Genomic DNA, 13,651 nt, shown 5'->3' with positions numbered 1-13,651 from the left:
CTGGTGCCAGGTGGGCCCAGGCGCAAGGATCACCCCATGACCGTCTGGATCTGCCGCACCTGCGCCGTCGAGCACGCCGACACGGACTCCCCGCCGGAGATCTGCGAGATCTGCGACGACGAGCGGCAGTGGGTGCCGGCCACCGGGCAGTCGTGGACGACGTTGGAGGAGATGGCCGAGCTCGGGCACCTCGTCGCGATGCACGAGGTCGAGCCGGGGCTGTTCGGGCTGGTCGCCGAGCCGCACGTGGGTATCGGCCAGCAGGCGCTGCTCGCCTGCACCCCCGAGGGCAACGTGCTGTGGGACCCCATCGGTTTCATCGACGACGACTCCGTGCGCCGGGTCCGCCGCGAGGGCGAGGTGGTCGCGATCGTGGCGAGCCATCCCCACATGTTCGGCGCCCAGGTGGAGTGGAGCCGGGCCCTCGGCGACGTCCCGGTGCTCGTCAACCAGGCGGACGCCCGCTGGCTCGCCCGCGAGGACGACGTCGTGCGGTTCTGGTCCGGCCGGGTCTCACCGGTCTCCGGTGTGGTGGTCCACCAGATCGGCGGCCACTTCCCGGGTAACGCCGTCGCCACCTGGCGGGGGGCCGACGGCGTCGGCGTGCTCCTGTGCGGGGACACCATCGGGCCGAACCCCGACCGGGAGACGGTCGCGTTCATGCGCAGCTACCCCAACCGGATCCCGCTCTCGGGCGCGGTGGCGCAGCGGGTCGCGCGCGACGTCCTCCAGCTGGACTTCGACCGGATCTACGGCAACTTCGGCAACACCATCCCCCAGGGCGGGAAGTCGGCCGTGCGCCGCAGCGCCGCCCGGCACGCCGCCTGGGTGCGCGGCGACCACGACCACCTCACCTGAGCCCATCCCCGCACCCGCGAGAGGTCACGAACTCCTCGAGATGTCACTTCTTCCGTGATCGCCGCGGGAGTTCGTGACCTCTCGCGGAGGACTTGACCTCTCGCGGAGGACTTGACCTCTCGCGGAGGACTTGACCACTCGCGGAGGAGTTGACCACTCGTGACTCAGGGGGTGGGCACCTCGTACAGCTCCGCCTCCGCGTAGCCCTTGCCGACGGAGAGGTCGTACTGCACGAGCCGGTAGTCCTCGAGCAGCTGCTGCGCCCGCGGGGAGAGGTCCTCCGCGCGAATCTCGCGGCCGTCCGGGTCCAGCATGATGCCACGCTCGGCGGCGGGGACCTCCTCGGCGATCTGGGCGAGCATCGCGTCGTACGGGGTCACCGGCGCGTTCGCCGCGGCCTGCAGCTGGCCCAGCAGGTGGTTGGGCCCGAGGAGCTCGGCGGCCGGCTCGACCGGCGCCGTCTCGAAGTTGGCCCAGACGAACCACGGCGTCTCGTACATCGCCTGGCCCGGGTTGCGCGCCCACACCTGGCTGGACCACACGGCGGGGGAGTGGTCGCCGTAGAACAGCACGATCGTGCGCTCGTCGAGCCCCTGGAGATCGGTGACCAGCTGCTCGACCGCCGCGTCGCTGTAGCGCAGGCCCCGCAGGTACTGGCCGACCATGCGCTTCTCCATCGGCGTCATCGCACCCTCGACGTCGATCGGCTCGTCGTACTTGCCGTCGTAGGGGCGGTGGTTCTGCATCGTCACCACGTTGACGACCATCGGGTCCTCGGAGGCCCTCAGCTCGTCCACCACGCGCGTGAAGGTGCCCGCGTCGGAGACGAACGGGTTCCGCTCCACCCGCTCGGCGTCGGCCATCTCGTCCTCGAACGCGGCCCGTGAGAAGCCGAAGGTCGCGTACACCTCGTCGCGCTTGTAGAAGCTGCGCTGGTACGGGTGGATCGCGATGGCCTCGTGCCCGGCGCCCACCGTGCGCAGCAGGGACGGGAAGTCGTCCTCGTACGGCACGAGCATCTGGTACGGCGTGTGCATCTGCTCGCGGAAGTTGCTCAGCGACATCCCGGTGAGCACCTCGAACTCGACGTTGGCCGTGCCGCCGCCGTAGTCGGAGCTGAGCATCGTGCCGGACGGGGTCCGCCCCATGAGGCCGCGGGTGAAGGGGATCGGGTCCTCCGCGACCTCGACGCCGTTCAGCCGGGTGGGGTCGGTGAAGGACTCGCTGAGCACGACGACGACGTTGGTGTCCGCCAGCGCGCCCGCGTCGCGCGTGGCGTTCATCTCCGCGGCGACGGCGGAGTACCGGTCCGCGATCTCGCGCAGCGCCGCGCGGGAGTAGCCGGCCGGCCGCTCCATCGCCGTGCCCGGCATGTTGTAGAGCAGGCCGGAGACGAACCCGTTCTCCGCGTAGTTCTCCACCTGGTTCCACCGCGCCCAGGTGGGGCCGGAGCGTTCCCACAGCGCCCGCAGCGGGTTGCCGTCCTCGTTGAAGGTGACCGCCGCGGCCAGCACGCCGAACGCGAGGAGGCCGGCCGTGACGCGCGGGGCGTGCGCGCGCCAACGACGGCGCAGCGGCAGCCTTCCGGACCGGCCCGGCCGGGCGGGGCCCGCCCGCCGTACCGACCGCCGTCGTCGGTGGGTCCGCACGACGAGGGTGACCACCACGGCCGCGAGGACGAGCAGTCCCGCCAGCACGTAGGCGGGGTCGACGCCGATGCTGTGCAGCAGCAGCCCGGCGTCCTTGAGGTACTCGATGTCGGTGGGGTACAGCGGCTCCCCGCGCATCAGCATCTTCTGGTAGTCCGCGAAGGCGATCACGCCGCCCACCGCGACGCTGATGAGAGCCGCCAGCCACAGCCGGCCGACGACCGCGTGGATCAGCACCACCACCGCCCAGACCACCAGCACCTCGAGCGCCAGGCGGTCCGCCCCCCAGGTGTCCACGCGCTCGAGCGGCTCCAGCCACGGCTCGGTCTGCACGTGCGTGAGCTCGACGATCATCGTGACGACGACGGCGACCGCCAGGCTCAGCGCCGCGACCGGGACCGCCCGTCCGGCGGCGTCCAGGGCGCGCCGCAGCCTCGACGGCGGCCGAGGACCTCGCTCGGAGGGCGTGTCGGCCGGCGGGACGTCGGCGTCGACGACCCGGGGGGCGCTGGAGGTCTGGAGCATGGAAACCGTTCGGTCGGGGCGTGCGTGTCGGTGGGCCGGCGTCATCCTGCGCCGTCGCGTGCGTAAACGCTATCTGAACGGCAGGTGAAGACGCCCAGCGCGCTGCAACCATCGTCTGGGGGCGCCGCTGCCCGGAGCGCCCCCGCGAATCTCCGGTGGTCTGAGCAGTCTGATCGCCGTCGGCTGCAGATTTCATTTCATGTCGCCCCGAAACAGCCACGTCTGGGGGGTCTCTACGTCATGATGTTTCGAGGGCCTGACCTGAAGCAGTCAAGCCAAGCAACCGGCGCGTCCGCCTACCGCTTCTTCGTGGAACGGGTCTGGCCGCCGACCTCCTTACTAGTCGGGCTGATAGGTCATGCAATCGTTGAAGTTGCTCGAGGCGCCGGAGCGGACGAAGGCTCGGCGTGCGGGATGGCCCTGGGGGCTCGCATGGCTGGTGATGCTGCCGGTTGCTCTTTTGCGGGCCGGTGAACTTACTGAATCCGATACCTTCTGGCAGATCCGTACGGGCCTCGTAACTTTGGCGGAGAAGGCCATACCCGCAACTGACCCGTTTTCCTGGACCGCTCTAGGCGAGTCCTGGACACAGAACTCCTGGGCTTTCAATGTGGTGCTCGCCGGTGCTTACCACGTTTGGGGGCTTCCGGCCGTTGCCCTTCTCTGTGCCACGCTCATTATGGGTATCGGGGCTCTGGTCGTGCACCTTGCTCGGCAACTCGGCGGGCACCCGATCGGTGCGGGACTGGCCCTGTTCGTCGCGTCCCCGCTTCTGATCGGGTTCTTGCAGGCGCGCCCCCAACTCATCGATTACATCGCGGTGCTGGCGCTAGTCCTCGTCCTGCAGAGGTTGACTCACGGCAGTGTCCGACCGCTGCACGCGGTGGCCGTCGTTTCTGCCATGTCTATTGTGTGGGTAAATCTCCACGCCGCAGTTCTGCTCGGTGTGGGGATCTTGGGTGCGTGTGCCGGTTTGCTCATCCTTCGGCGCCGGACCCGGGAACTAGGCTGGTGGTGTGCAGCCGCAACCGCTTTGTCCTTTTTAGGTGCGGCCGCTAACCCCCGTGGATTCGGGCTTCTCAGCCAGACATTGGGTGTGAGGGACGCGTCGACGGGCGTGGTGATGGAGTGGCAGCCGTTCAATCCTGGAGATCTTCAGCAGTTGCTGATGTTTGTGCTTGGCATGCTTGGTCTGCTCCTTGCGGTGCGGAGACGGGAGGTCCCGTTCGTCGCGGCACTTACCGTCGCGGCTGCTGGATCCGTGGTTGCCATGCGCCTGCTGCCCGTCCTGCTCCTAGTCGCTCTGCCGTTACTCGCGTCGGTGAAGGCACCCGGCTGGCTCTCTCGCTACGCCGACAGCCGCCAGGATCTGCTGAGGTTCGGTGTCACGTTGTTCATGGCCGGGTGGCTCGCGGTTGCCGTTCCGCAACTGACGCACCTCGGACGCCCAAGTCCGTCGATCTACCCATCCGCATCGATAACGGATGCCATACCTGCTGGGTGCAGGCTCTTCAACTCCTATGTGCTGGGTGGCTGGGTGATTCTGGAACGTCCGGACGTTCCGGTCTCTCTCGACTCCCGCAACGATCTCTACGGGGTGGAGAGAGTGGTGACCTTCGAGAGTGCAGTGCGAGGTCAGGGTGACCTCGACGAAGCACTGTCCGGGGCAGAGTGCGTTCTGGTGCCACTCGAAAGTGGGTTGGCAGAGGCGCTGAAGGATGACCGCGGATGGGTAGAGGGGGCCGCTGACGACGTCGCTGTTCTCTACGTGCGGGGATAGCCCGCCTCGAACGTTCGTTCGATACGATAGGGGTGTGCCGGACGTCCCCTACGCCGAGCTGCACGCGCACTCGGCATTCAGCTTCCTCGACGGCGCGAACCTCCCCGAGGAGCTCGCCGCCGAGGCGGCCCGGCTGCGCCTGTCCGCCCTGGCGCTGACCGACCACGACGGCCTCTACGGCGTCGTGCGCCTGGCCGAGGCGGCCCGCACCCTCGGCCTGCCCACCGTGCTGGGGTCCGAGCTCAACCTCGGCACCACCGGCCGCGCCGGCGCGCACGAGGGACCGGGCGGCGTCCCCGGCATGAGCGGGCGCCCCGACCCCGACGGCACCCACCTGCTCGTCCTCGCCCGCGGCCCCGAGGGCTACCGGCGCCTCTCGCGCGCGATCGCCCGCGGGCACCTGGACTCCGGGGCGAAGGGACGGGCCGCGTTCGACCTCGAGGACCTCGCCGCCCAGGCGGGCGGGGAGTGGCTCGTCCTCACCGGGTGCCGCAAGGGCGCGGTGCGGAAGGCCCTGGAGGGGGACGGCCCAGGCTCCGTCGTCGGCCATACCGACGGCGAGCGGGCCGCTCGTGCGGAGCTGGACCGGCTCACCGCCCTGTTCGGGCGCGAGAACGTGGCCGTGGAGATCACCGACACCGGGGCGCCCCTGGACTCCGCCCGCAACGACGCCCTCGCAGACCTGGCCCGCGCCGCCGGGCTGCCGCTGGTCGCCACCGGGGCGGTGCACTGCGCCCGCCCGGCGGACCAGCGCCTCGCCGACGTCCTCGCCGCCACCCGGGCCCGCGCCTCCCTGGACGAGATCGACGGCTGGCTGCCCGCGGCCCCGGCGCACCTGCGCTCCGGCACGGAGATGGCGGCCCGCCACCACCGCCACCCCGAGGCGGTGCCGACCTCGGTGGCGCTCGCGGCAGAGTGCGCGTTCGACCTGCAGCTCGTCGCCCCGAACCTTCCCCCGCACCCCGTGCCGGACGGGCACACCGAGGCCACCTGGCTGCGCGAGCTGACCTACCGCGGCGCCGCCGAGCGGTACGGGTCGCGCGGGGCGGAGCGGGTGCCCGGCGCCTACGACATGATCGAGCACGAGCTCGAGATCATCACCGACCTGGACTTCCCCGGCTACTTCCTCATCGTCCACGAGATCGTCGAGTTCTGCCGGGCGCGGGGGATCCTGTGCCAGGGGCGCGGGTCGGCGGCGAACTCGGCGGTCTGCTACGCCCTTGGCATCACCGCCGTCGACGCCGTGACGCACCGGCTGCTGTTCGAGCGGTTCCTCTCCCCGGGGCGCTCCGGCCCGCCGGACATCGACCTCGACATCGAGTCCGGCCGCCGCGAGGAGGTCATCCAGTTCGTCTACGGCCGCTACGGGCGCGAGCACGCCGCCCAGGTCGCCAACGTCATCTCCTACCGGCCGCGCTCGGCGGTGCGCGACGCCGCCCGGGCCTTCGGCTACGACGTCGGCCAGCAGGACGCCTGGTCCAGGACCATCGAGCGCTGGCGCTCCCTCGTCCGCCCCGACGACACCGCCGAGGCGTCCCGCACCCGGGACGGCTGGGCGGGCGGCCCGGCCGACGACGTCGCCGGCATCCCCGCGCCCGTGATCGAGGTGGCCGAGCAGATGCTGCGCCTGCCGAGGCACCTCGGCATCCACTCCGGCGGCATGGTGCTGTGCGACCGGCCGGTCATCGAGGTCTGCCCCGTGGAGTGGGCCACCATGCCCGGGCGCACCGTGCTGCAGTGGGACAAGGACGACTGCGCCGACGCCGGCCTGGTGAAGTTCGACCTGCTCGGCCTCGGCATGCTCACCGCCCTGCGGCTGGCGTTCGAGACCGTCAACGCCCACGGCCAGGCCGCCCGGTGGGGGATCGACGGCGAGCTCGGCCTGCACAACCTGCCGCAGGAGGACCCGGCGGTGTACGACCTGCTGTGCGCGGCGGACACCGTGGGGGTGTTCCAGGTGGAGTCGCGCGCCCAGATGGCCACGCTGCCCCGGCTGCAGCCGCGGTGCTTCTACGACATCGTCGTCGAGGTCGCGCTCATCCGCCCCGGCCCCATCCAGGGCGACTCCGTCAACCCCTACATCAGCCGGCGCCGCGGCCGGGAGAAGGTCACCTACCTCCACCCGCTGCTCGAGCCAGCGCTGTCCAAGACACTCGGGGTGCCGCTGTTCCAGGAGCAGCTGATGCAGATCGCCATCGACGTGGCGAGCTTCAGTCCCGCCGAGGCCGACCAGCTGCGCAAGGCCATGGGCTCCAAGCGCTCGACCGAGCGGATGGAGGCCCTGCACGCCCGGCTGCTGCGCGGCATGGAGGACAACGGGGTACCGCCGGACGTGGCGGAGAAGATCTACGACAAGCTCAAGGCCTTCGCCGACTTCGGCTTCCCCGAGTCGCACTCCTTCTCCTTCGCCTACCTCGTCTACGCCAGCTCCTGGCTCAAGGTCCACCACCCGGAGGCGTTCTACGCCGCGCTGCTGGCGTCCCAGCCCATGGGCTTCTACTCGCCGCAGTCCCTCGTGGCCGACGCCCGCCGCCACGGCGTCGCGGTGCTGCGCGCCGACGTCAACGCCTCCGCCTCGCAGGCCTGCGTCCAACCCCTGACGACGGCGGAGCTGCGGGCGGCCGCGGCGCGTCGCCCGGCCGCGGACGACGTCGCGCACCTGGTCCACCCCGACCCCGACCTGGCCGTGCGCCTGGGGCTGGCGCCGGTGCGCGGGGTGGGGGAGAAGGTGGCCGGGCGGATAGTCGCCGAGCGGGAGCGGGGCGGGCCGTTCGCGGACCTGCCCGACCTCGCCCGCCGCGTCGACCTCACCGCCGCCCAGCTCGAGGCGCTGGCCACCGCCGGGGCGCTGGGCTGCTTCGGCCTCGAGCGGCGCGAGGCGCTGTGGTCCGCGGGCGTGCTGGCCGGGGAGCACGGGCGCCGGCACACCGGTGGACGGCGGCGCGGCGCGGGGCCGGCCGGGGGCGGTGGGCGAGGCGCGACGGCGCAGCGCCCTCCCCTGGGGGCCTGGCAGGTCTCCGGCGGCACCCGGAAGGTGGCGGTGCGCGAGGAGTGGCCGGCCGAGGACGTCTGGTTCCAGCCGCCGCTGCCGTTCACCGCCGTCGGAGTCGAGGCGCCGGCGCTGCCCGAGATGGGGCAGGTGGAGACCGCAGTCGCCGACGTGTGGGCCACCGGGGTCTCGCCGGACTCCTTCCCCACCCAGTTCCGTCGGGCCGACCTCACGGCGGACGGCGTGCTCACCGTGGCCGAGCTGGCGAACCGGCAGCCGGGGGAGCGGCTACGGGTCGGCGGGGTCGTCACCCACCGCCAGCGCCCCGGCACCGCCGCCGGGGTCACATTCCTGTCCCTGGAGGACGAGACCGGACTGCTCAACGTGGTCTGCTCGGCCGGGCTGTGGGCGCGGTACCGCCTGGTGGCCCGCACCAGCGCCGCGCTCGTGGTGCGCGGGACCCTCGAACGGGCCGACGGGGTGACGAACCTCGTCGCCGACAGGATCGAGCCGCTCAGCCTCATGGTGCCCTCCACCTCGCGGGACTTCCGGTGATTCGCCTACCCTCCCGAAGATGAAAAATAATCACCGGAAATTATCAAATTTGCGACTCGAAGCCCCTCCTGAAGGTGTTCGGCGTCATCGGCTTCTGGCAACACGTCACCTGACGACAGAATCGCGGACCCTGTATGGGGCCCGAGTAAATTGCGGCCCATCGCCCATGCATATTCCTCCGGGTCGAACCCGAACAAGTAGGCAAGCGTCGGCAACATATCGACCTGTCCGCCAGGGTTTTCCACAGTAATTCCCTTCAGGTCAGGGGTGTGGATGATGAACGGGACGCGAGCGTTGTTGTCGGGTAACCACGTTGAGTCTGCGTACTTGTGGATGCCTTCGTGATCGCCATAGACCACCAGTACTGAGTTCTCAAGCAGTCCCCGGCGTTTCAGGTCTGCATAAAATTCGCCGAATGCCTCGTCTGCGTAGCGCACGCTTTGCAGGTAGTTGCTGGTCTGGTCCGAACGCTGCATCTCTAGCAACTTCATTTCTTCGGGCAACTCGAAGGGAGTGTGAGAGGTCATGGTCGTCAGGTGCAGATAGAAGGGCTCCTGCAGCCTCTGCAACTCGATGATGGACTGTTTGTAGAGGGACTCGTCGATGATTCCCATCCCGACCTCGCGACGATCCTCGAATCGGTTCTCGCTCACGTAGTCGGAGAATCCCAGGCTCGGGTAAGTTCGATCACGATTCCAAAATTCTTCTGCGTCTCCCTGAATTGCTATAGGGGTGTACCCGTCTGACGATAAGAGCTTCGGAAGTGTTTGGAAGTTGTTCTCCGGGAACCGAAGGAAGGCGCTACCTGACCTCAACGGGTATGTGGACGTGTTGAAGAGCAACATAGCGTCGGAAGTGTTTCCATCCTTAACCTGTTGCACCACGTTCGGAAAATAGATGCTCTCGCCGATCAGGCGATTGAGGTTCGGTGTTATCGCTTCACCATTGACTCGCTGCCCGAGCAGCGATTGCTCTAGCGACTCAATTTGGACGACTATCAGGTTCTTGCCTGTGACGTTACCATGGAGGGTTTTAAAAGCGTGGTCCGGCGCCTGGTAACGGGCGTTTTCACCGAGCCATGCCCTGATGTCTGAAAGATCCTCTCGGCTTAAGTCTCTGTCCCGGTTGCTGACCGCGCTTGCTACGTCGTAGACATGAAATCCCACAGGAGACAGCGTCAGGGGCAGAAATCGCCGGTCCGACAGGTGTGAGCCGACTCCGATCTGAAGTATCTGGGTCAGCACGACGGCGGCGCTCAGTGTGCCCACTACTGCAAATGTTCCCAGTCTGCGTGAAGAGTGAGTCATTGCGTCGCGGGATGCAATGATCGCAGCAAGGGCAACGGGCAGGTCTGCAAAGTAGGCGAGGTCCGTCCAATTCAGCATCGCCGTAATCGAGCCCGCCATGTCATCCATGGTTCGCGCGGCTGCGAGGGTGTGAAGACCGAGTGGCTCCTGAAACGCGCGCGCGTAGACGGCGTCGCCTGCAAGTAAAAAGGATAAGAGCCCGTTGAGCAATAGTAGGTACGTCGCTTGGCCTCGCCGTCGCAGAGCGAGGGCGGGTATGCTAAGGAGGCAGAGCAGCGGAGGCGCCACAATAGCGGTCGCAAGCGAGCCCAGAATGCCGTAAAGGGAGCCGGTTAGCAGCCCCGATTTCGCGACCAGAGCGACAAGAGTTATTACCCAAAGCCGTGGTATGCGGTATTCAGCGAACCGCGCACTCGTAAACGTTGGAAAGATCCTGCCAATGATTTTGGACATCGTACTCATATTCTGGGACGTCCGGGCGTGTGCAGAGGGCGTCGCGTTGATGGCGGTAGGTTGCTCGCCGATGGCGGGCGCTGCACATGTGAGGTTACTTGTGGACGACGGCAACGCGTGCCGTTTTCGAGCCGGTCTGTTGTGAAACTCTCTGACTCCCTCGGTGTGCAGTCAGCGTTTCAATACGCCAGGAGAGTCGTCCATGCGGCAACCCATGGGTGACTGTACGGAGAGGGCGATGCCGACACGGTCGACTTCCTCAGCGCCCTGGAGGACACATGCCGGATCCTCGAAATCGGTTCCGGGCGGGTCTTCCCCAGAGCGGTATCGGGTGACTAACGTCCTCGCACCGGCAACGATGCCGCACCCCCCAAGGAGGTCACCCGTGACCCAGCCGATGCCGTGGGCCGCCGACGCGGCCTGCGCCAGCACCCCGCCCGACACCCTCTTCGTGCGCGGCGCCGCCCAGCGCAGCGCCCGCGAGCTCTGCTTCACCTGCCCCGTCCGCACGGCCTGCCTCGTCGAGGCCCTGGAGACCGAGACCGAGTTCGGCGTCTGGGGCGGGATGACCGAGCGTGAGCGCCGCGCCCTGCACCGTCGCCATCCCGACGTCACCGACTGGGCCGCCTGGCTCGCCGAGAACGGCCACGAGATCGAGACCCCGTCCCTCAGGTCCGCCCGGACACGGGCGGCACGGGCGGTCGCCAGCTGACGGCGCCGAGATGGCGGCCGCGATCGACACCGAGCTGTGGCGACCGGGTGCCACCGCGCTCGCGGGCCTCATCAGGTCCGGGCAGGTCTCGGCCGTCGACGTGGTGGAGGCGCACCTCCGGCGGATCGAGCAGGTGAACCCGGCCGTCAACGCCGTCGTCCACGTCATGGGGGAGGAGGCGCTCGACCGCGCGAGGGAGGCCGACCGCGCGGTCGCGGCCGGCGCCGAGCTACCGGTGCTCCACGGGGTGCCGTTCACCGTCAAGGAGATGATCGACGTCGCCGGCACGCCCGCGACACAGGGCCTGACGGCGTTGGCGGACGCCTACCCGGCCCGGGACGCCCCGGCGGTCGAGCGGCTGCGGGCCGCCGGCGCGATCCCGATCGGCCGGACGAACATGCCGAGCGGCGCCGTGCGGTGGCACTGCGAGAGCGAGCTGTGGGGCGCCACCCTCAACCCCTGGGACCGCACGCGGACGCCCGGTGCGTCCAGCGCGGGCGAGGCGGTCGCCGTCGCGACCGGCATGAGCCCCCTGGGGCTCGGCACCGACGGGCTGGGGTCCTTGCGCCACCCGGCCCAGTGCTGCGGGGTCACGGTCCTGAAACCCACCCTGGGCCGGATCCCGGCCGCCAGCTCCGTCGGGCCCGGGGAGATGACCACCATCGGCATCCAGCTGACCGGTGTGACCGGCCCGCTGGCGCGGCACGTCGCCGACCTGCGGGCCGCCCTCGAGGTCATGGCCGGGCCGACGTGGCGCGACCCCTGGACCGTCCCGGCCCCGCTCGCCGGTCCCGCTCGCGCCGGCCCGCTCCGCGTCGCCCTCGTCGTCGACCCGGGCGGCCGGGGGACCGCCGAGCAGGTGCAGGACGGCGTCCGGCGGGCGGGAGAGGCCCTGCGCGACGTCGGCTTCGCCGTCGACGAGATCGAGCCGCCGGGGATCGACGCCGCGGCGGACGCGCTGCTGGTCATGCTCAGCACCCCGGGCACCCGTCTCGGCTACGAGCAGGTGATGGAGCCGCTCGCCCCTGCTCCGGTTCGCCGCTTCATGGCGGAGTTCTTCGAGGCCGCCGGCCGGCCGGACGAGTCGGCGGCGGAGCAGGCGTTCATGACCCGGCACGCGCTCCTGCGGCAGTGGGGCGAGTTCCAGGAGACGCACCCGCTCGTCGTCGCCCCGGTCGCCACCGACGTCCCGGCACCCGCCGGCACCGACCTCGAGGAGGGGCAGGTGGCGGAGACGATCCGCGCGATGCGCATGACGATGGCCGTCAACACCCTCGGCCTGCCCGCCGTCGCCCTGCCCGTCGGAGTCTCGGGCGGCCTCCCGCAGGCGGTCCAGGTGATCGGGCCCCGCTACCGGGAGGACCTGTGCCTCGACGCCGCCGCCGCGATCGAGGACCGGCTGGGAGTCCTCACCCCGATCGACCCGAGATAGCGGCGGTACGTCATGCCGGTCAGACGGTTGAGCCCGGAGGACGAGCTGATGCTGCGGCTGGACGCGCGCTGGCCGCAGGACATCGGCGCGATCGCGATTCTCGACGGCGAGGGCCTGCTGGACGCTGACGGTCGCCTCCGCGTCGAGGTGCTCCGCAAGGCGATCGGCGCCCGGCTCCACGGGGCGCCGCGCTTCCGGCAGCTCATCCACCACCCCGGCCGGTTCCAGGGCGGCCCGGTGTGGGTCGACGCCCCCGTCGTCGACCTCGACCACCACGTCCGGGTCCTTCCGCTCCCGCCGGGCAGCGGCGAGGCGCAGCTGCTGGACGCCGTCGAGAAGCTGCGGGCCCGACGTCTCGACCCCTCACGGCCGCAGTGGGAGATGTGGTTCCTCCCGGGCCTGCCGGGCCGCCGGGTCGGGCTGTTCGTCAGGTGGCAGCACGCCCTCGCCGACGGCCGGGCCGCCATGTCCCTGCTCGCGGCGTTCCTGGACCCGGCACCGGACACGGTCGTCCCGCCGGTTGCGTGGGCGCCGGCGCCCACGCCGACCACGGCTGAGCTCCTGGTGGACAACGTGCGCCGCCGCGTTCGTCGGCTCGCCGTCGTGCTCAAGACCCTGACCCGGCCACGGGCCACCGCGCGTCGTGTGCGCGGCGCCCTCCCCATGGTGCGCGAGACGCTCGCCCAACAGCCCGGTCCGGAGACGAGTCTGAACCGGGTCGTGGGGCCGGGCCGCCGCTTCGCACTCCTCCGGACGACGCTGGAACAGGTCCACCAGATCGCCGCCGCGCACGGCGCGACCGTCAACGACGTCCTCCTGGCGGTCACCGCCGGAGGGCTTCGCGCGCTCCTGTCGGCACGGGGCGAGCCGGTCGGGAGCGTCCCCGTCTACGTCCCGGTCTCGCTGCGCCGCGGCGGTCAAGGAGGGACCGAGGGAAACCTCATCAGCCAGATGGTCGTGCCCCTGCCGCTCGGCATCGCGGATCCGGACAGCCGGTTGCGCCGGATCGCCCAGGAGACCGCACGGCGGAAGTCGGTGGCCCGGCCCTCGCTCGGCACCCTGTTCCGCAGCCGGTGGATCAGCCGGCCGATGCTGCGGGCGGTCAACCGGCAGCGGGTCAACGTCGAGACGGGCAACGTCGCCGGACCCGCCCGGCCGGTCTACCTCGCCGGCGCGCGACTGCTCGAGGTCTTCCCGGTGCTCAACCTCATCGGCAGCGTCGGGCTGGGGGTCGGCGCGCTGTCCTACGCCGGCGCGTTCGAGATCTGCGTCACCGCCGACCGGGACGCCTGTCCCGACCTCGACGTCTTCGTCGACGGCGCCCGTGCCGAGCTGGACGACCTCGCCGCGCGCGCCTCTCAGAACCGTCGGTGACGCCCTGGTCGTCGCCA

Annotated in this window: 8 protein-coding genes; 6 read left to right on the top strand and 2 right to left on the bottom strand. The window is 70.0% G+C overall.

Annotation, left to right across the window (positions count from 1 at the left end; genetic code table 11):
• The first annotated feature begins 36 nt into the window (after positions 1–36).
• On the top strand, positions 37–858 hold the full coding sequence (locus tag ATJ97_RS03625; RefSeq protein WP_098482575.1) for an MBL fold metallo-hydrolase: 822 nt from the start codon (positions 37–39) through the stop codon (positions 856–858).
• A gap of 164 nt (positions 859–1,022) precedes the next feature.
• Here ATJ97_RS03625 and ATJ97_RS03620 read toward each other — a convergent pair whose 3' ends face one another.
• Entirely contained in the window at positions 1,023–3,032 is a 2,010-nt protein-coding gene (locus ATJ97_RS03620) for an LTA synthase family protein (RefSeq protein WP_143426869.1), read from the bottom strand.
• Positions 3,033–3,474: 442 nt separating this feature from the next.
• On the opposite strand from ATJ97_RS03620, the gene ATJ97_RS03615 reads away from it, so the two are divergent.
• A complete protein-coding gene (locus ATJ97_RS03615) occupies positions 3,475–4,812 on the top strand; it encodes a hypothetical protein (protein ID WP_211287035.1) in 1,338 nt (445 codons plus the stop codon).
• Between the two features lie 34 nt (positions 4,813–4,846).
• A complete protein-coding gene (locus ATJ97_RS03610; RefSeq protein ID WP_143426867.1) occupies positions 4,847–8,356 on the top strand; it encodes an error-prone DNA polymerase in 3,510 nt (1,169 codons plus the stop codon).
• 5 nt (positions 8,357–8,361) lie between these two features.
• Here ATJ97_RS03610 and ATJ97_RS03605 read toward each other — a convergent pair whose 3' ends face one another.
• Complete coding sequence (locus tag ATJ97_RS03605) at positions 8,362–9,762, bottom strand: LTA synthase family protein (RefSeq protein ID WP_170037100.1); 1,401 nt, start codon at positions 9,760–9,762, stop codon at positions 8,362–8,364.
• Between the two features lie 751 nt (positions 9,763–10,513).
• On the opposite strand from ATJ97_RS03605, the gene ATJ97_RS03600 reads away from it, so the two are divergent.
• Genes ATJ97_RS03600 through ATJ97_RS03590 form a run of 3 tightly spaced genes read left to right on the top strand, consistent with a single transcriptional unit; the run spans position 10,514 to position 13,634 of the window.
• A complete protein-coding gene (locus ATJ97_RS03600) occupies positions 10,514–10,828 on the top strand; it encodes a WhiB family transcriptional regulator (protein WP_098485196.1) in 315 nt (104 codons plus the stop codon).
• A 10-nt stretch (positions 10,829–10,838) separates the two neighbouring features.
• Entirely contained in the window at positions 10,839–12,260 is a 1,422-nt protein-coding gene (locus ATJ97_RS03595) for an amidase (protein ID WP_098482570.1), read from the top strand.
• A 12-nt stretch (positions 12,261–12,272) separates the two neighbouring features.
• Positions 12,273–13,634: a wax ester/triacylglycerol synthase family O-acyltransferase gene (locus ATJ97_RS03590; RefSeq protein ID WP_098482569.1), complete on the top strand. Its 1,362-nt coding sequence runs from the start codon at positions 12,273–12,275 to the stop codon at positions 13,632–13,634.
• Positions 13,635–13,651: the final 17 nt, after the last annotated feature.

The sequence above is a fragment of the Georgenia soli genome, from assembly GCF_002563695.1.
GTDB classification, from domain to species: domain Bacteria; phylum Actinomycetota; class Actinomycetes; order Actinomycetales; family Actinomycetaceae; genus Georgenia; species Georgenia soli.
This window is presented reverse-complemented; position numbering and strand designations above follow the sequence as displayed.

Bases quoted from the DNA above. Each gene is read 5' to 3' on its own strand.
- ATJ97_RS03625 (WP_098482575.1), top strand. From the start codon at position 37: ATGACCGTCTGGATCTGCCGCACCTGCGCCGTCGAGCACGCCGACACG.
- ATJ97_RS03605 (WP_170037100.1), bottom strand. From the start codon at position 9,762: ATGGCGGGCTCGATTACGGCGATGCTGAATTGGACGGACCTCGCCTAC.
- ATJ97_RS03595 (WP_098482570.1), top strand. From the start codon at position 10,839: ATGGCGGCCGCGATCGACACCGAGCTGTGGCGACCGGGTGCCACCGCG.
- ATJ97_RS03615 (WP_211287035.1), top strand. From the start codon at position 3,475: ATGCTGCCGGTTGCTCTTTTGCGGGCCGGTGAACTTACTGAATCCGAT.
- ATJ97_RS03590 (WP_098482569.1), top strand. From the start codon at position 12,273: ATGCCGGTCAGACGGTTGAGCCCGGAGGACGAGCTGATGCTGCGGCTG.
- ATJ97_RS03600 (WP_098485196.1), top strand. From the start codon at position 10,514: ATGCCGTGGGCCGCCGACGCGGCCTGCGCCAGCACCCCGCCCGACACC.
- ATJ97_RS03620 (WP_143426869.1), bottom strand. From the start codon at position 3,032: ATGCTCCAGACCTCCAGCGCCCCCCGGGTCGTCGACGCCGACGTCCCG.